15 protein-coding genes are annotated in these 18,157 nt (G+C 62.9%); 5 read left to right on the top strand and 10 right to left on the bottom strand.

Going from position 1 to position 18,157, the window contains the following annotated elements; all coding sequences use genetic code 11:
- Positions 1-14 precede the first annotated feature (14 nt).
- The 3 genes from J5J83_RS22070 to J5J83_RS22060 form a co-directional block, all read right to left on the bottom strand.
- Positions 15-1,862 carry an aldehyde ferredoxin oxidoreductase family protein gene (locus J5J83_RS22070; protein WP_212352356.1) on the bottom strand — a complete coding sequence of 616 codons (1,848 nt, stop codon included), beginning with the start codon at positions 1,860-1,862 and terminating at the stop codon, positions 15-17.
- A 12-nt stretch (positions 1,863-1,874) separates the two neighbouring features.
- The gene (locus J5J83_RS22065; RefSeq protein WP_212352354.1) at positions 1,875-2,351 is read right to left on the bottom strand and encodes a 4Fe-4S dicluster domain-containing protein; all 477 of its coding nucleotides are present in this window, start codon (positions 2,349-2,351) and stop codon (positions 1,875-1,877) included.
- 159 nt (positions 2,352-2,510) lie between these two features.
- Positions 2,511-4,553, bottom strand: a complete 2,043-nt coding sequence (locus J5J83_RS22060; protein ID WP_249115819.1) for a sigma-54-dependent Fis family transcriptional regulator — start codon at positions 4,551-4,553, stop codon at positions 2,511-2,513.
- A 241-nt stretch (positions 4,554-4,794) separates the two neighbouring features.
- Here J5J83_RS22060 and pedF point away from each other — a divergent pair, with 241 nt between their 5' ends.
- From pedF to J5J83_RS22040, 4 genes are read left to right on the top strand one after another with little or no spacing between them, the layout of a single operon-like run.
- Complete coding sequence (pedF, locus tag J5J83_RS22055) at positions 4,795-5,241, top strand: cytochrome c-550 PedF (RefSeq protein ID WP_349251935.1); 447 nt, start codon at positions 4,795-4,797, stop codon at positions 5,239-5,241.
- Positions 5,231-6,082 (top strand): transporter substrate-binding domain-containing protein, encoded by an 852-nt coding sequence (locus J5J83_RS22050; protein WP_212352349.1) that lies wholly within the window; start codon positions 5,231-5,233, stop codon positions 6,080-6,082. Before pedF ends, J5J83_RS22050 begins: the two co-directional genes overlap by 11 nt.
- A gap of 2 nt (positions 6,083-6,084) precedes the next feature.
- The gene (locus J5J83_RS22045) at positions 6,085-7,059 is read left to right on the top strand and encodes a beta-propeller fold lactonase family protein (RefSeq protein WP_212352347.1); all 975 of its coding nucleotides are present in this window, start codon (positions 6,085-6,087) and stop codon (positions 7,057-7,059) included.
- On the top strand, positions 7,056-7,592 hold the full coding sequence (locus J5J83_RS22040; protein WP_212352345.1) for a cytochrome b: 537 nt from the start codon (positions 7,056-7,058) through the stop codon (positions 7,590-7,592). The genes J5J83_RS22045 and J5J83_RS22040 overlap by 4 nt, the downstream gene beginning before the upstream one ends.
- A gap of 130 nt (positions 7,593-7,722) precedes the next feature.
- Here the strand turns inward: J5J83_RS22040 and J5J83_RS22035 are convergent, their stop codons facing one another.
- From J5J83_RS22035 to adh, 3 genes are all read right to left on the bottom strand, one after another.
- Positions 7,723-8,046 carry a c-type cytochrome gene (locus J5J83_RS22035; protein ID WP_249115818.1) on the bottom strand — a complete coding sequence of 108 codons (324 nt, stop codon included), beginning with the start codon at positions 8,044-8,046 and terminating at the stop codon, positions 7,723-7,725.
- A 68-nt stretch (positions 8,047-8,114) separates the two neighbouring features.
- Complete coding sequence (locus J5J83_RS22030) at positions 8,115-8,483, bottom strand: DUF779 domain-containing protein (protein WP_212352343.1); 369 nt, start codon at positions 8,481-8,483, stop codon at positions 8,115-8,117.
- 119 nt (positions 8,484-8,602) lie between these two features.
- A complete protein-coding gene (gene adh / locus J5J83_RS22025; protein ID WP_212352341.1) occupies positions 8,603-10,123 on the bottom strand; it encodes an aldehyde dehydrogenase in 1,521 nt (506 codons plus the stop codon).
- Between the two features lie 351 nt (positions 10,124-10,474).
- On the opposite strand from adh, the gene J5J83_RS22020 reads away from it, so the two are divergent.
- Entirely contained in the window at positions 10,475-12,112 is a 1,638-nt protein-coding gene (locus J5J83_RS22020) for a sigma 54-interacting transcriptional regulator (protein ID WP_212352339.1), read from the top strand.
- Between the two features lie 240 nt (positions 12,113-12,352).
- Here J5J83_RS22020 and J5J83_RS22015 read toward each other — a convergent pair whose 3' ends face one another.
- From J5J83_RS22015 to J5J83_RS22000, 4 genes are all read right to left on the bottom strand, one after another.
- A complete protein-coding gene (locus J5J83_RS22015; protein WP_212352337.1) occupies positions 12,353-13,774 on the bottom strand; it encodes an RCC1 domain-containing protein in 1,422 nt (473 codons plus the stop codon).
- A gap of 420 nt (positions 13,775-14,194) precedes the next feature.
- The gene (locus J5J83_RS22010) at positions 14,195-15,196 is read right to left on the bottom strand and encodes a type I asparaginase (protein ID WP_212352335.1); all 1,002 of its coding nucleotides are present in this window, start codon (positions 15,194-15,196) and stop codon (positions 14,195-14,197) included.
- Positions 15,197-16,597 carry an aspartate ammonia-lyase gene (locus tag J5J83_RS22005; RefSeq protein WP_212352333.1) on the bottom strand — a complete coding sequence of 467 codons (1,401 nt, stop codon included), beginning with the start codon at positions 16,595-16,597 and terminating at the stop codon, positions 15,197-15,199.
- A 95-nt stretch (positions 16,598-16,692) separates the two neighbouring features.
- Positions 16,693-18,150, bottom strand: a complete 1,458-nt coding sequence (locus tag J5J83_RS22000) for an alanine/glycine:cation symporter family protein (protein WP_212352331.1) — start codon at positions 18,148-18,150, stop codon at positions 16,693-16,695.
- Between the last annotated feature and the right edge of the window lie 7 nt (positions 18,151-18,157).

Below are 18,157 nucleotides of genomic sequence, written 5' to 3'. Positions count from 1 at the left end.
ACTCATGCGCGCCACTACAATCCGAGACGCGCCGTCGTCTCTGTCGTCGGCTCGCCCTCGGGCGTCCAGCCGCGAATCCTGTAATACTCCGGCAGCATGGTCGCAAGCCCGTTTACCAAGCCTTTGGCCGGACCGACCTTGGCCGGCTCGGTAGTCAGGCGTGGCGGCAGATTGTCATCCTTGGCGGTGAAGCCGGCAGCGTTGTTGAACATGCGCTCCATGTTCCAGATGCGCTCACCCACTTCGTTGAGCTTGTCCATCGTCCACTCGCCCTCGCAGGCCGCGTCGAGTTGCGGCTGCACGTCGGCCAGGGTCCACGCGAAGCTGGTGAACACGCAGATGCCGGCCGAGTCGAACACCGCTGTCGCATCCTGGAAGGCCTTGACCAGCTCGGGCTTGCCCTCGGTGGTGAGCGGATCGGTCTTGACCGGAATGCCCAGCACCTCGGAGGCGACGGTGTAGGAACGCAGGTGACAGGCGCCACGGTTGGAGGTGGCGTAAGTCAGACCCATGCCCTGAATGCCGCGCGAATCGTAGGCGGGGAATTCCTGCCCCTTCACGCTCATCGAAAGCTCCGGGTGACCGAACTTGGTGCACAGGCGCTTCGAACCCTGGCCAATTTCCTTGCCGAAGCCTTCGCCCATCGCCGTCATCTCGACCATCTTCGCCAGCGCTTCGGCAGAGCCGAAGGGCGCCTCGATGCCGAGTATGTCCTTGGTAATGACGCCCATGTCGTAGAGCTCCATCACCGCGCCCACGGTTGCGCCGAAGGAGATCGGATCCATGCCCTGTTCGTTGCAGATCATGTTGGCGTACTGCAAGGCTTCGAGGTCGCCCACGCCATTGGCCGCACCCAGCGCCCACGCCGCCTCGTACTCGAGACCGCCGCTTGCGCCCCAGTACTTGGGACTGTTCTTGACCGTGAAGTGGCCCTTGTCGATCTCGGAGATGCGCCCGCAGGCAATGGTGCAGCCGAAACAGGCTGCATTGGTCACCAGTTGCGACTTGCCGTCGCTCGGACGCTTCTCGGCCATCGCCTCGGCGGAGATCTTGCCCGCATCCTCGAACTGCACATCGCGGTGGTTGCGCGTGGGCAACGCGCCCATCTCGTTGATCACGTTCATCAACACCTGGGTGCCATAGGTCGGCAACCCCTGGCCCGTGACCGCATTGTCGGCCAACACTTTCTTGGCATCGGTCGTGGCCTTCATGAAGGCGCGGAAATCCTTGATCCCCGAGACACCCTTGGTGCCGCGCAGCGCCACCGCCTTGAGGTTCTTCGAGCCCATGACCGCACCGACGCCGGAGCGGCCGGCTGCGCGGTGGAGGTCATTGACCACACAGGCGAACAACACCTGGTTCTCGCCCGCCACGCCGATCGAGGAGACGCGCACCAGAGGATCCTGCAACTCGTGCTTGATGGTCTCTTCGGTGTCCCAGCAGCTCTTGCCCCACAGATGGCCGGCATCGCGCAGTTCAGCCTTGTCGTTCTCCACGAACAGATAGACCGGCTTCGGCGACTTGCCTTCGAAGATGATCATGTCCCAGCCGGCGAACTTCATCTCCGCACCGAAGAAGCCGCCGGAGTTGGAGCAGGCAATGGCGCCGGTCAGCGGCCCCTTGGTCACCACCGTATAGCGGCCGCCAGTCGAGGCCATGGTGCCGGTCAGCGGCCCGGTGGCCATGATCATCTTGTTGTCTGCCGACAGCGGATCGACCTTGGGATCGATCTCGGACACCAGGTATTTGGTTGCCAGCCCACGCGAACCCAGGTAATCCTGCGCCCACTGCATGTTCAGCGGCTCTTCCTTGCACGTGCCCGCGGTCAGATCGACGCGCAGGACTTTTCGATTCCAGCCCATGGTTTCTCCTCCTCAGGCAGCAGTGGTCGGCGTATTGGCCTTGGCGGCCCAGGCGCGCATCTTGTCCAGCCCGGTCCAGTCGGCGTCGATATAGGTAATCGCCGCCGTGGGACAGGCCTCGGCACAGGCCGGGCTACCCTCGCACAGGTCGCACTTCTGCACCTTGCCCGAGTCCTGGTTGTAGTTGATCGTGCCAAACGGACAGGCAATCGTGCACACCTTGCAACCAACACAGGTGTCCTCGAACACCATCTTGGCACCGGTGGAGAGGTCGATGCGGATCGCATCGACCGGACAGGCATTCAGACACCAGGCCTCGGTGCACTGGGTACAGGTGTACGGCACCTTGCGCCCCTCGGCCTCGAAGTTGAATACCTTGATCCGCGACTTGCTGGGATTGAAGACCCCGGTGTGCTCATATGAGCAGGCCATCTCACACTGCAGACAGCCGGTACACTTTGCGGGATCAATATGAAGTGATTTCCACATCGACCTTCTCCTCCGAAACATTGAAGACATTGTTATGGCACGCATGAAGCAATTGCTATGAAGCACACTTCATACCTGCCTTCGAGGATACGCCCACCCCGGGAAGGGACAAGCGCAGGAAAACCCCTATTCAGAATAGCCGGCATGCCGGCCCGACTCTCAATTCATGCGGCCGATCTTGCGATAGAGCGTGTTGCGACTGATACCAAGGCGCCTTGCGGCGGCCGACACGTTGCCGCCGACCTCATGCATCACGCGCGAAATCGCGTCGAGCTCGATTTCGTCCAGACTGCGTCCGGCAGCAGCGACCGCCACCTGCGCCTGCCCCGGACGCGAGTCGCCAACGGGTGCGGCCTGTCCGCTCTCGGCGTCATCCATGGGATCGGCGCCGAACAGTTCCTCGGGCAAATGCAGCGGCAGAATCTCGTGCTCGTCCGCATCGAGCAGCGCAACCGCCACCCTGATCACGTTCTGCAATTGACGCACGTTGCCCGGCCATGGGTAACGCTCGAAGAAATCGAGCACCTCCTCGCTGATGACCACCGACTCTGCGTCACGGGAACCGTCGAGTTCGGCAGCGAGAATATTGGCCACGATCGAACGGATGTCGCTGCGGTCACGCAGTGGCGGCAAGGTGACGGTGAGCCCGTTGACGCGGTAATACAGATCCTCGCGGAAACTGCCGTTGCGCACCGAATCGCGCAACACGCGGTGAGTCGCGCATACCAGCGTGATATCCACCGGCACCTGGCGCTGGGCGCCGACCGGTGTCACGCAACGCTCCTGCAACACCCGCAGCAGACGCGCCTGCATGGCCAGCGGCATGTCGCCGATCTCATCAAGGAACAGAGTGCCGCCATGCGCCTGCTGGATCTTGCCCACCGAGCCCTCGCGCCGCGCGCCGGTAAAGGCGCCGCCGACGTAGCCGAAGAGTTCGGACTCGATGAGATTTTCCGGAATGGCCGCGCAATTCACCGCCACGAAGGGTCCATCCTGCCTCGGACTCGAATAGTGGAAGGCGCGCGCAAAGAGCTCCTTGCCGACGCCTGATTCGCCCTGGATCAGCAGCGGTATGTCCTTGCCCATGATGCGCGCGGCGCGATCGAGCGCGAGTTGCAGACGCTCGTCTCCGGTGGCCAGACATGCTAGGGTCGCACGCCCGTTGCGCCGGTCGCACGGCGGCGCCGGGCGGGCGCCGCTGCCAACGGTCTCGTTACGCCCCGCAGCGGCAGGGTTCTCGGCGCGGGCAGTCGTTCGTCCGAGCACCGGTACGCTGCCGCGAAGACGCGCATACAGCGGGTCGCTGCCGCGCGTCTCCAGTGCCTGCAGCGAGCACACATCGCGCGCGCAGCGGTCAATGAAGGTGCCGAACGACAACCGGAACAGGTTGCTGAATTCCACCCCCGCCGGCATCGCCGACGTCATGCCCAGCAAGGCACGCGCGACCGGATTGGCGCCCACGATGCGGCCTTCGGCCGAGACTGCCAGCAAACCCTCCTGCAGGCCGCCGACGCATTCGGGACGCACATGAAATGCCACCAGCACCTCGCGCGCAAACTCGATCTCGAACAGCCGCTTCTCGAGCAACTGCGCAGCCAGGCGCGCCAACCCGAGCGTATGGCGCTGATTTCCGCGATAGTCGCCTGAGATGTCGAACACCCCGGCAATCTCACCGGCAGGATTGAAGACCGGCGACGCGCTGCAGGTCAGGATGCCGTTTCGTTCCAGAAAATGCTCGGCGCCATTGACCTCGACCGCCGCCGCCTCCACCAGCGTCGTTCCGATCGCGTTGGTGCCTCGCAGCTCCTCGCTCCACGACGATCCGGGCTGTAGCGCCACGCGCTGCGCACGACTGACAAAATCGGGATCGCCCATGCTGTGCAGGATCATGCCGCGGTTGTCGGCGAGGATCACCATGCTGCCCGAAGCGCGAATCTGCTCGAACACGTGCTCCATGATGCCGGCCGCGTTGCTGAGCAGTTTTTCACTGCGTGCCCGCGCTTCATCCAGTCCGAGGCGGCCCTCCGGATCGCCACGTCCGTCGTACTGAAAATCGACGCCGCTGTCGCGGCACCGCAGCCACGAGCGCAGCACGTCCTGCGACAACTCGACATCCGCGCATTCACCGCGCTCGAAAAACTGCTGCCGCGCCTCCCGCACACGCAATTCGTGCGGTGTCGCGGCCATGGGATGACCTGCCATTTCGTCTCCTCCAGACCCCCGTTTGTCTATTCTTGTAGGGGGATGTTCCAAAACTTAGCACCTGTCACGATGCGCAGCAACTGCTGCACCCGATCGACTACAGCACCGTCAGCAATTTCCTTGCCAGCGCTGGAATCCGGCAACAGTGGCACAGGGATTGCAGAGCATTGGCACACCGGCCCAACCGGCACACGCAACCAAGACGTGCATTAACATCAGACCAGTCATGAGGAGTCGAATCGTGGAATACAAGTACAACAAGGAGACAATCACCCGTTCGTTGCGCCAGGCCGCCTGCGCCGCAGCCCTGGCCGGCGTGTCACTGCTCGCGGGTGCTCACGGGGACGTCACGCCGCAGGCAGTGGACGTATCGACGCTCAAGCCAGTCGGCACGGAATGGCTCAACAGCAACCCCTATCGCAAGAATCCCGAAGCCATCCGTATCGGCGACTCTGCGTTCAACCAGAACTGTGCCCGTTGCCACGGCCTCGGCGCCATCTCCGGCGGGATCGCGCCGGATCTGCGTTACCTGCCCGAAGGCGACGAAGGCGACGAGATCTTCCTCAATCGCATCCGCCACGGCGCCAGCCGCGACGGCCGCGTGTACATGCCGCCGTTCGAGGGTATCCTTCAGCAGGAGGCCATGTGGGCCATTCGTGCATGGTTGGAGACCGTCCGTGAAGAATGAACGCAGACACTTTCTGATGGGGGCAGGCGCACTGCTGGTGGCCACTGCGCTGCCCGCCCGCGCCGCAACCGAACTCGAACTGCAGCAGGCCGGCGCGCTACGCATCGCCGTCTATGCCGACTATCCGCCGTGGTCGGCAAAGGGTAAGGGGATCGACGTCGCACTGGGCAGGGCACTGGCCGCCAAACTGAGCCTGCGTCCCGAATTCGTCGAGTTTCCGGCCGACGAGGACATGAACGACGACCTGCGCAACATGGTGTGGAAGGGTCACTACCTGGGTACCCGGCCGGGCGACGTCATGCTGCATGTTCCGGTCGATCGCAACTTCGCCGCGAACAACGACAAGGTCACGATCTTCGCACCCTATCACCTGGAAACCATGGCCATTGCGCGCAATGCCGCGCGCATTCCGGCCATCGCCGGATCGGCCGCCAACGCCTTCGAGATTTTCACCCGCGAACGCATCGGCGCAGAGCTCGACACCCATGGCAGCGACTTTCTGCTCAACGTACTCAATGGCCGTTTGCGCGACCAGGTCACTCACTACCGCAGCATTCCGCTGGCGGCGGAAGGGCTGAAAGCAGGCGAGGTGGCAGCGGTGATCGGCACCCGAACGGAATTGGAAACCGCATTCAAGGATATTCCCGGGACCGTGATCGACACCCTGCAGATGCCGGAGCTGCGCGTCACCGGCTGGCCGCTGGGCATGGCGGTCAAGGCCGACCACCCCGCACTTGCAGCCGCGCTCGGCAACGCCCTGGCCGACATACAGCGCAGCGGAGAACTCAGCCGCATCTTCAGCGAACATGGCGCAACCCACCGCCTTCCTGCAGGAACCTGACCATGAGCCCTCACTTCGCAAACCGCAGTCGGCCGCTGCGCATCGCCTTGCTATGCGCCGCGCTCGGTGGCCTGACGCCCGTCATTGCCGGCGCGGCCCCCTTTGCATATGTCCCCAATGAGAAATCCGGTACGGTCAGCGTCATCGATACCGCGAACGATCAAGTCGTACTCACCCTGAAGCCCAGCGAAAGGCCGCGCGGCATCGCCGTTGGCGCCGACGGCAAGCACCTCTTTCTGACCAATGCGCCGACCGAATCGGTCGTGGTACTGGCGCTTCCCGGCGGCAACAAGGTTGCCGACTGGAAAGTGGGCGAGTCACCAGAAGGCACTTACGCCTCCGCCGATGGGCGCTACCTGTCGGTCGCGGTCGAGGAGGAGGACAAGGTCGCGCTGCTCGACGCCACCACCGGCGTCATCCTGGCAAAGATCGCGGTCAAGGGCGAAAACCCCGAGCATGCGGTGTTCAGCCCCGACAGTCGCTGGCTGTACGCCAGCGCGGAAGACGCTGAACAGGTCGATGTAATCGATGTCGCGAGCCGCAAGCAGGTGGCGCAGATTCCCGTAGGCAAGCGCCCGCGCGGCATCGGCTTCACCCCTGATGGCAGCCGCGCCTACGTTGCCTGCGAACTGGCCAATACCGTGTACGCGATCGATGTCGCCAGCCACGCCGTCATTGCGAAGATTCCGGTTGGCAACTTCTCCAACGGCATCGCCATCCGCCCGGACGGCAAGCGGGTGTTCGTTTCCAACGGCCGCGACGGCACGGTGATGGCCATCGACACCGCGAGCAACACCATGATCGCCACGATCCCGGTCGGAAAGCGCCCGTGGAACATGGCCATCACGCCCGACGGCAAGAAGCTCTATGTCGCCAATGGTCGCTCCAACACCGTCAGCGTGATCGATACCGAAAAGCTGGTCCGTCTTGGCGAGGTCGAGGTGGGTGAGCTGCCCTGGGGTGTGCAGATCAGATGAGTACGCAACGCTACGGGTACGGCACCATGCTGTTGCACTGGGTGCACGCGATCCTGGTGCTGGGCCTGATTGCGTGGGGACTGTACATGTCCGAACTGCCCAAGGGGCCGGAGCGCAGCTTTGCCATCGGCGTACACAAGTCCTTTGGCATCGTTGCGCTCGCCGTGGTGATCCTGCGTCTGCTGTGGCGCCGCAGCCACCCGGCGCCAGCCGACTTGAGACTGTCGGAAGTCGAGCATAAGCTGGCCACTGCGGGGCACCATCTGCTCTATATGCTCCTCGTGCTGACACCGCTGGCAGGCTACCTGTCCGCCAGCTTCACGCAATATCCGATGCGCTTTTTCGGCATCGTGTTGCCCAAGCCCGGCTGGCCAGACGAGCGCTTCAACGCATTTTTCAACGGCGCACACGTTTTTCTGGCGTGGTCGTTGACCGCCATGATCACCGTGCATCTGGCAGCCGTCGTGCTGCACGCGATCAGGAAGAAGCCGGTGATGGGGCGCATGCTTCCCGGTCGCACCCCAATCGACTGAAACCACCACCGGTACATTCCGGCCTGCGCTTCGCCGCTTCATGGCGGTCGTGGCACCCAGTCTCAGTTGCTCAACACCTGCTCCAAAATGGAACACCTGCTCCACTCCGGAGCAGGTGTTCCTGCCTACTTCAATCCTTGGCGCCGGCAAGGATCCACTCGATTGCCGCCTTCAGATTGTCATCGCTGATCTTGCTCTCGTCGTTCGGAGTCATGGGGATCGCACCCCATACCCCGGAGCCGCCTTGACGTACCTTGTCGAAGAGCATCGATGCCGCCCCCGCCTGCCCCTGGTACTTGGCTGCGACATCGCGATACGCAGGTCCCACCAGTTTCTTGTCCACCGCGTGGCAAGCCACACAGCGGGCCTTCTTTACGATGTCCAACGAGGCCATCGCCGGCGCCGACATCGACGCCATCAGCACCACCCCAGCCATCACTGCCGTCTTGATCATTTTTCACTCTCCTTGATAGGGCGCCCACTGCACCCGCCTGCACAGACTTCCGCTTCTCTTGCCACACTTCAAACCAGACCAGCTGCCACCAACCCGGCCCATTCGTCATCGCTGAATAGACGCGAGCGCGTATGGAAACTCTTGCCCTCGGGCCCCTCCAGCGAGAAGGCCCCGCCACCGCGTGCGTCGATGACGTCGATGATCAGCTGTGTGTGCTTCCAGTACTCGTACTGCGAAGGGCTGATGTAGAACGGGCAGCCACCGATCTCGCCCAGAAGCACATCCTGATCCACGCACAGCTCGCCCGGCAGATAGCAATTCGCCGCACTACCGTCGCAGCAGCCCCCGGACTGGTGAAACATCACCTCCCCGTGCTTCGCGCGCAGAAACGCGATCAGCTCGAGCGCCGCCTCCGTCGCGATGACCCTTTCAACCATCCTGACCTCCACCACACCAAAAAAACGGGCGGCTTACGCCGCCCGTGAACTCACTTTCATGAGGAGGGAGAACTACAGGCAAAAAACACACGCCGCCAATCGGCGTGCGCGAGACTTCATCAGAAGAAGCCGAGCTTCTTCGGGTCGTAGCTCACAAGCAGGTTCTTGGTCTGCTGGTAGTGGTCGAGCATCATCTTGTGGGTTTCACGACCGATACCCGACTCCTTGTAGCCGCCGAAAGTGGCGTGCGCCGGATAGGCGTGGTAGCAGTTGGTCCACACGCGCCCGGCCTTGATTGCACGACCCATGCGGTAGGCCCGGCTGCCATCGCGCGTCCACACACCGGCACCCAGGCCGTAGAGCGTGTCGTTGGCAAGCTCAAGGGCTTCGGCTTCGGTCTTGAAAGTGGTTACCGCCAATACGGGGCCAAAGATCTCTTCCTGGAAGATGCGCATCTTGTTGTGGCCCTTGAACAGCGTCGGCTTGATGTAATAGCCGTCGCCCAGCTCACCCGGCAGATGGGCGCGCTCACCGCCGATCAGCAACTCGGCACCTTCCTGCTTGCCCAGATCAAGGTAGCTCATGATCTTGGTCAGCTGCTCCTTGGACGCCTGGGCGCCCATCATCACGTCGGTGTCGAGCGGGTTGCCCTGCTTGATCGCCCCAACGCGCTCGAGCACGCGCGCCATGAATCTGTCGTAGATCGATTCGTGGATCAGCGCACGCGACGGGCAGGTACACACTTCGCCCTGGTTGAAGGCAAACAGCACCAGACCTTCGATCGCCTTGTCGAAGAATTCGTCGTCGGCGGCCGCCACATCCTCGAAGAAGATGTTGGGCGACTTGCCACCCAGTTCGAGCGTAGCCGGAATCAGGTTGTTGGCCGCGGCCTGCGCGATGACGCGCCCGGTGGAGGTCGACCCGGTGAAGGCGATCTTGGCAATGCGCTTGCTGTTGGCCAGCGGCATGCCGGCTTCGCGACCGAAGCCATTGACCACGTTGAGCACGCCCGGCGGCAGCAGATCGGCGATGAGTTCGGTCAACACCAGGATGCTGACCGGCGTCGACTCGGCAGGCTTCAGCACCACGCAGTTGCCCGCACCGATCGCCGGCGCAAGCTTCCAGGCTGCCATCAGAATCGGGAAGTTCCACGGAATGATCTGGCCGACAACGCCCAGCGGCTCGTGGAAGTGGTAGGCAACCGTGTTCTCGTCCAGGTCGCTCAGGCTGCCTTCCTGCGAGCGCAGGCAGCCGGCAAAGTAGCGGAAGTGATCCACGGCCAGCGGGATGTCGGCGTTGAGCGTCTCGCGGATCGGCTTGCCATTATCCACGGTCTCGGCATAGGCGAGGATCTCGAGGTTGGCTTCGAGACGGTCTGCAATTTTCAGCAGAATGTTGGCGCGGTCAGCCGGGGCGGTTCGCCCCCAGCTGTCGGCCGCGGCATGCGCGGCATCCAGCGCGAGCTCGATGTCTTCGGCGGTCGAGCGTGCGGCCTTGCAGAACACCGCGCCCGAAATCGGCGTGATGTTGTCGAAATACTGCCCCTTGACCGGCGCAACCCACTTGCCGCCGATGAAGTTGTCGTATTGGGCTTTGAACTGAACCTTGGCATCCGGCGTACCGGGCATTGCGTAGATCATTCTTGTCTCCTTCCAGATAAGCGATTAACGCGTTGTTGCGTTGCACCTCTCTTCGCAGGGGCCATGCCAGCCCCCTTGCACCACATCCGGAAACAGCCGAAAAGCGCCTGTATTCCACGACATGCGTTCCGCCTCAGCAGGAAAACCCGCCCCCCGCGCAAGCCGCTGTGTTGCAACGTCGGTTGCTCCAATAAATGACAACTGCTCCAATGCGATGCAGATCCACGTATGCATCAATCTGCATATCGACGGCATACGGACGCATCGCCCAGAATCCATGCCATCATGCGTCCGGTCGCGCGCATGCAGGTTAACGTTCGCGGAAGGCACACTTCCTGCATCAATTTCGGCATGAACAAGGCAAGCTCATCCGTTGCACTCACTCCCGACCTGCGCGCGTCGTGGCAGCGCAGCCGCGCGCACGGGCTGCAGACCGGCCAGGCCTTGCCGTTGAACCCGATCAACCGCGCCGACCTCAGCGACCGCCTGGCGTCCAACGCGCGACTGCTGACGTTCTCGCAACCGGTCATCGACAACCTCCTGCGTCAGATCGACAACCGCGACGCAACCGTACTGCTCACCGACAGCCAGGGCCTGATTCTCAGCGCCAGCGGCGATCCCCACTTTCTCGACCGTGCCGCGCGCGTCGCCCTCAGACCGGGCGCGGCATGGAGCGAGGCGGACATGGGCACCAATGCCATCGGCACCGCGCTGGCGATCGGCGACATCGCCGCAGTGCGCGGACAGGAACACTTCCTCGAGCGCAACCGCTTTCTGAGTTGCGTGGCCATACCGATCCTTGCGCCCACCGGTGGCATCGCAGGCATTCTCGACATCTCCACCGATGCCAGCGCCAATCTGCAGCACGCCAACGCGTTGCTGCGAACCACAGCCGAGATCATCGAGCATCGTCTCGTCGAGAGCATGGACGACGGTTTCGTCAGCGTGCGCTTTCACCAGCGCCATGAACTGCTTGGCAGTCCGCTCGAATCGATCGTCGTGTTCGACGAGGGCGGACGTGTGATTGCCTGCAACCGCAATGCACGAACAATGCTCGGCTTGCACGACGAGTACCCGGACGTGAGCTGCGAAGACTGCTTCGCCATTACCTGGCGAAACCTCCTCGACTGGGCCGCACTTGACCAGAATACCCCCTTCCCGTTGCGGACCCTGCAGGGACAGACTTGGGCCGCACGCGCCAGCCTGCGCCAGCGCGGGCTCGGTTTCGGTCGCAGACGAAACAGTGAGGGCAGAGAAGCCCGGCGCAGCGTATCCCCCGACACACTGCAGCTGACGCGCGCGCATGATGAACGTCAGGACGCTCCCGTCGAGGACCGTCGCATCACCTTGGCGAAAACCCTTGTGCGGCAATGGGCGGCGAGCGCCGGTCCATTGCTGATCGCCGGCGAAACCGGCACCGGAAAGCACGCCCTCGCCAGCACCTATCAACGCGAATTCGCGGCGAACCAGACCCTGGTCCAGATCGACTGCCGTGCTCTGGCGGCGCAACCGAGCATCGGCACTGAAGTGACACAGCTCCTGCAACGTTCAGCCCGCGAAATTCTCTACCTGTGCGACATCGACGCATTGCCCCTTCCGCATCAAGCCCGCCTTTTCGACGCCGCCACAGCAGGCACGATACGGATCATCGTCGCTACACGGCGCTCGCTCGACGCCCTGGTCGAGGACAACCGCCTCGACAGGCGCGCCCTTCTTCGCAGTGGCGGCTTAGAGATACAGCTGCCGCCATTGCGCGAACGGACCGACTTCGATGCGCTGGTGCGCGATTTCGTGCGCCAGGAAATCCCCGATCGGCCAATGTACGTCTGCCCCGACGCCCTTACCCTGCTACGCAAGCACCACTGGCCCGGCAACCTGAGCGAACTCCACAATCGCCTGCGCCTGATCCTGGCGCTGATGGGAGATGAGGCAGGCCAGCTGTGCCCGGACGACATCCCCGAGGAACTGCTGGAGCAGGTTTCGGACTGAGAACACGATGGTCAAACGGGGCGCCGCGTCAGCCAGCGCCCCGTTTTCACCACCGTGAGCGCCAAGGGGGCAGATTGACCGGAACGGGAGCGACTGGCCCGGTCAACGTCAACGGCCGCACCGTAGTCCGGTGCGGCCGCAAACGCCTCGCGCAAGGTCCCGACGGCAAAGCCAGCATCAGACCTTGTAACCTTCGCCCAAATGAAGCATCAGCATGCTCGTACGGCTGGCCGAATCCGCTCAGGTGCGCTTCGACATCCGCAAGGCGAAGACAAAGGCCATCAACATCACCAGAATGATCTGCGCGAAAGACGACAACGTCGGCACTGCGGCCGGCAACGGAGCCGCGGCCAGAACGGCGAATGCACTCGCGGTCGAGGCACCAAGCGCCGAAACCACCCTGCCGCTCAACACCGCGGCCAAAGAAACCAGCACGGGCGCACCTGCGCTGGCAGCAAAGGTGCCATCGCCGAGCTGTCCGGAAGCGCCACCGCCCCAGCTGGCGATCAAGCCATCTGTCGTCAGCGCGTACGCGGTCGAGCCTCCCCCCACGACCGCAGCAATGGTCTTGCCGGCCAACACACCACTGACATCGACAGCAACCGGTACGGACGAGTCGACAGCGCTGTTGTTGCCCAGCTGACCGAGCCCGGCCTCACCCCATGCATAGAGCCCGTTGTCACTCGTCAATGCATACCCGCTGTCACCACTGGCTGCGATCTTGCTCACCGTCTTGCCGTTCAGCAGTCCTCCGGTGAACACCGCGACCGGAGCAAGCGCGTCGGGAGACATGGTGTTGTTTCCCAGCTGACCAGCATCGCTCTCGCCCCAGGAAAACACCAGTCCGTCGCTGGTCAGCGCATAGCCCGTCTCGCTAGCCGCGGCAATTGCCACGACAGCCTTGCCCGACAACGCACCCGTCGCATCCACGCCCGTCGATACGTCCAGATCGGTGTTTGTTCCATCAGCATTACCAAGCTGCCCCGAACCGTTCTCCCCCCAGCTGTAGACCAGACCTTCGTCGGTGAGCGCGAGACAGAAGAGCCCGCCGCACTTGATCGAGGTCACCGTCTTGGTGGCGACAATGCCTGTGACCGGACGCGGCACGTTCGAATCGACGCCGCCATTGTTGTCCCCGAGCTGCCCGGAGCTGTTGTCGCCCCAGCAGAACACCTTGCCATCCGATGTCAGCGCGCACCTCGACGCCACACCCGACGTGATCGCCGTGACAGTCTTACCTGCGAGCGCACCGCTTTGGTCGACGGCGACCGGTACGTCCGAAGGAGTATAGGTGCCGTCACCCAGCTCGCCACTGGAGTTCAACCCCCAGCAATACACCATGCCATCCGAACTGAGCGCACAAGCCCCATTGGAAAAGGATGCGCTCACCTGAGTGATGGTCTTGCCTGCAAGCGCGCCCGATGCAATTACCGACACCGGCAAAGCTGAATCAACGTTACTGTTGTTCCCGAGATTGCCCAAACCGTTCTCTCCCCACGCAATCACATTGGCTAGCGCCGCATGTGGAAGCCAGGTCAACAGGACGATGAGCCAGGCCGCTATTGCCGTTATTCCTTTTTTCATGATCTGTTTGTCCCTATAGGCCGTCGAGCCAAAAAAAAACCGCGAAACCGCGGTGATGGTGATATGTAGCGCGCTCAAGGCAGAAGCCTCGGAATGCTTGATAGTCAAACTTCTGAATCTGATTGTAACTTTATTTTTCTTGTTTGAACGAGAGCGCTCTCACAGTAACCGGATGAATGCGCATGCCAACCGCAGGAAGGCGTTGACGCGACGGACGTGCGCGCCGAAGCGGATGACCAGGCGTCGAAACTAACTGCGTGAGCCAATTGAAGATTGAGAAGTCGTTCAACGAGATTTCGAGCTTCGTGACGACGCCAATCGACCTGGCACCGGGCGATATGATTGCGCCTGGGTAGAGAGGGCAAGTGCGGGCCTTTCAGCCGCAAGGGCTGCACCATCCTGCTCAAGAGCGTGCACCAGCCCTTCCCCGCAGAGATGGCACCCGGCATCCGAACCAAGACCTGCCGAGGCCATTTCGATCCGCTGCCAGACCCGGAATCAGGACAGCTCCCCGCACAAAGACTGCCCCAGACGCAGGCGGACCGCGTCGGCATCGGGTTCGGTCGCCAGCAGGAAATGCAACTTGGCGAAGGCTGACTCGAGGGTCATGTCGGCACCCGGTGTGACCCCGACGCGAGACAACGTCGCGCCGGTTGCATAGGCGCCTTGCGCCACGCGGCCAGTCACGCATTGCGTCGTGTTCACTATGACGACACCGCGCGCAACGGCTGCTTTCAGGACCGCCATCAACTGTTGATCAGCATCCGGTGCATTGCCAACGCCATAGCTGCGCAGGATCACCCCACGAACGGCGGCGTCGGCCAGCACGGGCTGAACGATTCTGGCCGAAATGCCGGGATGAAGGGTGATGACGGCGACCGCATCCGCACCCAGCTCAGGCACCCGGAACGCACGCGCTGCCGCGGGCAACAGGCGCTCGCGATGAAGCACAATGTCGATACCGATATCGGCCAACGGGAGAAAGTTCGGCGAACCGAAAGCATCGAAGTCCATGCTTGCCATCTTGCTGCTGCGATTGCCACGCAGCAGATGACGGCCGAAGCAGATGCAGACTTCTCGCACCTGCCCGCCAGCAGCGAACAGCAAGGCTGCTTCCAGATTGCCGAGTGCGTCGCTGCGCGGTTCGACGAGCGGGATTTGCGCACCGGTCAGGATCACCGGTTTGTCGGCGCCCCGCAACATGAAGGACAACGCCGACGCCGACCATGCCATGGTGTCGGTGCCGTGCAGCACGACGAAACCGGAATAGTCATCCCAGCGTTTCAGCAGTTCGCGCGCAATCCGTGACCAATGCGCAGGTTGCAGATTGGCGCTGTCGATCGGCTCCTCGATCTCCACGACCTCAAACGCCGGCAAGGTCCGAACGTGAAGCATCCCGGCAAGCCGCTCGCCGAAGCCGGCCATCGGACGATAGCCATCTGGCGAGCGGCACATGCCGATCGTGCCCCCGGTGTTGAGCACCAGCACGCGGGGATTCATTCAGGCCGCGCCCTGAGGAGCGAGCATCGACTTCGGACTCAGCAGCGCATCGAGACGCTCGGCACTGAGCAGCCCTTCCGCGATCACCAGTTCACGCACGGTCGCCCCGGAGTGCAGCGCCTGTGCAGCGATCCGGGTGGAATTGGCGTAACCGATGTGCGGCACCAGCGCGGTAATCACGCCGATGCTGCGATCGAGGTGAAGCTGGCACTGCACGCGGTCGGCGCGGATGCCGCGAATGCAGCGCAACTCGAACATGCGGCACGCCGCGTCGAGCATCTTCATCGAGTTGAACAGGTTATAGACGATCAGTGGCTCCATGGCATTGAGCTGCAGTTGCCCGGCCTCGGCGGCCAGGGTCACTGCCAGATCGTTGCCGATCACCTGGTAGGCGGTCTGGTTGACCGCCTCCGGGATGACCGGATTGACCTTGCCCGGCATGATCGACGAACCCGGCTGCATTGGCGGCAGATGGATCTCACCGAACCCCGTGCGCGGTCCGCTCGACAGCAGGCGCAAGTCGTTGGCCACCTTCGACAGCTTGAGCGCGAGGCGCTTGAGGATGCCGGACAGAAACACCAACGCCCCCATGTCCGAGCTGGCTTCGACCAGGTTCGCCGCCGGCACGATCGGCAAGCCGGAGATCTCGGCAAGGTGGGCCACAGCCAACTTCGCATAGTCCGGATGGGTGTTGATGCCGGTGCCGATTGCGGTGCCACCCAGATTGACCTCGCACAACAGCTTGCAGGCGTCGCGAATGCGGTCGATATCCTCGCCGAGGTTGACCGCGAAGCCGTCGAACTCCTGGCCCAGCGTCATCGGCACCGCATCCTGCAACTGGGTGCGCCCCATCTTCATCACGTCGGCAAACTCGCGCCCCTTGGCCTCGAGTGCCTCCTTCAGGCTGCGCACGGCGTCGATCAGCGGCTCGGCGGCAAACTGCAGGCCGACGCAGACGGCCGTCGGATAGGCGTCATTGGTCGATTGCGACTTGTTGACGTCGTCGTTCGGGTGCAGGTGGGCATAGTCGCCCTTGCGCTGCCCCAGCTTTTCCAGCGCGATGTTGGCGATCACCTCGTTGGCATTCATGTTGGTCGAGGTACCGGCGCCGCCCTGAATCAGGTCTACGACGAACTGGTCGTGCAGACGTCCGCCGACGACGTCGCCACAGGCCGTAATAATGGCCTCGGCCTTGTGCGGCGCGAGCAGACCGAGTTCGAGGTTGGCCTTTGCGGCCGCGGCCTTGACCATTGCCAGGGCATTGATGAAGGGCGGAAAGTGGCTGATCGGCACACCGGTAATGGTGAAGTTGTCGACCGCACGCTGGGTCTGGATGCCAAACCAGGCGTCCTCGGCAATTTCCATGTCGCCGAGCAAATCATGTTCGATGCGTGTGTTCATTCGGATATCGATCCAATGCAGGAGGGAGGACCGGGCGGCACGCGCCCGGTCGAAATCGGTTCGGGCACGACTCCGCCGCGGCGGAGCCGTTCGTCTCAGGCGGTGCGAACGCGCGCCGTGAGCACCTGGCTTGCGTCGGCCGGTTCGAGTACCCAGGCGTCCGCATCGATGTTGAGGTCGGCAAAGCGGGCCGCGTCGAAAACCGGTTCCTCGATGCCGTCGGCAATCTGCCTGTCGTAGTCGTTCATGATGCGAAGGCCGGACTTGAACAGCACTGCCAGCGCCAGCAGGTTGGCCAGCGCCAGGAAGCCCATCGTGACATCGGCGAAGGCGAACACGGTGCCAAGGTCAGTCGTCGCCCCCCACCCGCACAGCACGATCGCGACCAGTCGGTACGCGGTCACCAGCGGCCGGTTGTCGTCGCTGAAGAAGCTCAGGCTGTTCTCGCCCAGATAGCAGTTGTAGATGATGGTGGTGAAGCCGAAGAGCATCAGCGCAATGCTGACGAAGATGCGCCCCCATTCGCCGACATGGCTGGCCAGCGAAGCCTGGGTCAGCGCCACGCCGCCGATGTCGGTCGACACACCGGGCTCATACACGGTACCGAGCAGGATGATGAAGGCGGTGCAGGAACACAGGATCAGGGTGTCGATGAACACCGAGAAGGCCTGCACGATGCCCTGGCTGGCCGGATGCGGCACATAGGCCACCGCTGCCACATTGGGCGCACTGCCCAGACCGGCCTCGTTGGAAAACAGTCCGCGCTTCACCCCCATCAGGATGGCTGCGCCGATACCGCCGCCCACTGCCGGCTCAAGGCCGAAGGCGCTCTTGACGATCAGCGTCAGCACGGCGGGAATCTGATCGACGTTGAGCACGATGACGACCAGCGCAATCAGCAGGTAGCCGATCGCCATCACCGGCACCAGCACTTCCGCGGCCTTGGCGATACGCTTGACGCCGCCGAACACGATCACGCCGATGATGAGCGCGAGGGCCGCACCGGTCACCAGCACCGGAATGCCGAACGCATCCTCGAACGAGGTGGCCACCGAATACGACTGCAGTGCAGTGAAGCCGAAGCCGAAAGTCACCAGCAGCAGCACCGAGTACACCGCGCCCAGCCATTTCCACTTCGCACCCATGCCGCGGGCGATGTAGTGCGCGGGGCCGCCGCGGTAGGTGCCATCGGGTTCAGCCTTCTTGTAGGCCTGGGCGAGGGTGCACTCGAAGTAGCTGGTGGCCATGCCGATCAGGCCCACCACCCACATCCAGAAGATCGCACCCGGCCCGCCAACGGTGATGGCAACGGCAACACCGGCGATATTGCCGCCGCCGACGCGCCCTGCCACCGACAGCATCAGGGCCTGAAAGGAACTCAAGTGGCCATGCTGGTCCCTGGAGAAAGCCTGATTGGCACCGAGGATGCGGAACATGCGACCGAAATAGCGGAACTGGACAAAGCGCGAGCCGATGGTGAACCACAGGCCGAGGCCGATCAGCACCACGATCAGCACTTTGCTCCACAACAGGTCATTGAGCAGATCAAGCATGGCGTGC

The sequence above is a fragment of the Azoarcus sp. L1K30 genome (assembly GCF_018122735.1).
In the GTDB taxonomy this organism is placed as follows: Bacteria; Pseudomonadota; Gammaproteobacteria; order Burkholderiales; family Rhodocyclaceae; genus Parazoarcus.
This window is presented reverse-complemented; position numbering and strand designations above follow the sequence as displayed.

Bases quoted from the DNA above. Each gene is read 5' to 3' on its own strand.
- J5J83_RS22030 (WP_212352343.1), bottom strand. From the start codon at position 8,483: ATGGTTGAAAGGGTCATCGCGACGGAGGCGGCGCTCGAGCTGATCGCG.
- J5J83_RS22010 (WP_212352335.1), bottom strand. From the start codon at position 15,196: ATGAATCCCCGCGTGCTGGTGCTCAACACCGGGGGCACGATCGGCATG.
- J5J83_RS22065 (WP_212352354.1), bottom strand. From the start codon at position 2,351: ATGTGGAAATCACTTCATATTGATCCCGCAAAGTGTACCGGCTGTCTG.
- J5J83_RS22060 (WP_249115819.1), bottom strand. From the start codon at position 4,553: ATGGCAGGTCATCCCATGGCCGCGACACCGCACGAATTGCGTGTGCGG.
- J5J83_RS22000 (WP_212352331.1), bottom strand. From the start codon at position 18,150: ATGCTTGATCTGCTCAATGACCTGTTGTGGAGCAAAGTGCTGATCGTG.
- J5J83_RS22005 (WP_212352333.1), bottom strand. From the start codon at position 16,597: ATGAACACACGCATCGAACATGATTTGCTCGGCGACATGGAAATTGCC.
- J5J83_RS22020 (WP_212352339.1), top strand. From the start codon at position 10,475: ATGAACAAGGCAAGCTCATCCGTTGCACTCACTCCCGACCTGCGCGCG.
- J5J83_RS22040 (WP_212352345.1), top strand. From the start codon at position 7,056: ATGAGTACGCAACGCTACGGGTACGGCACCATGCTGTTGCACTGGGTG.
- J5J83_RS22035 (WP_249115818.1), bottom strand. From the start codon at position 8,046: ATGATCAAGACGGCAGTGATGGCTGGGGTGGTGCTGATGGCGTCGATG.
- J5J83_RS22045 (WP_212352347.1), top strand. From the start codon at position 6,085: ATGAGCCCTCACTTCGCAAACCGCAGTCGGCCGCTGCGCATCGCCTTG.
- adh (WP_212352341.1), bottom strand. From the start codon at position 10,123: ATGATCTACGCAATGCCCGGTACGCCGGATGCCAAGGTTCAGTTCAAA.
- J5J83_RS22070 (WP_212352356.1), bottom strand. From the start codon at position 1,862: ATGGGCTGGAATCGAAAAGTCCTGCGCGTCGATCTGACCGCGGGCACG.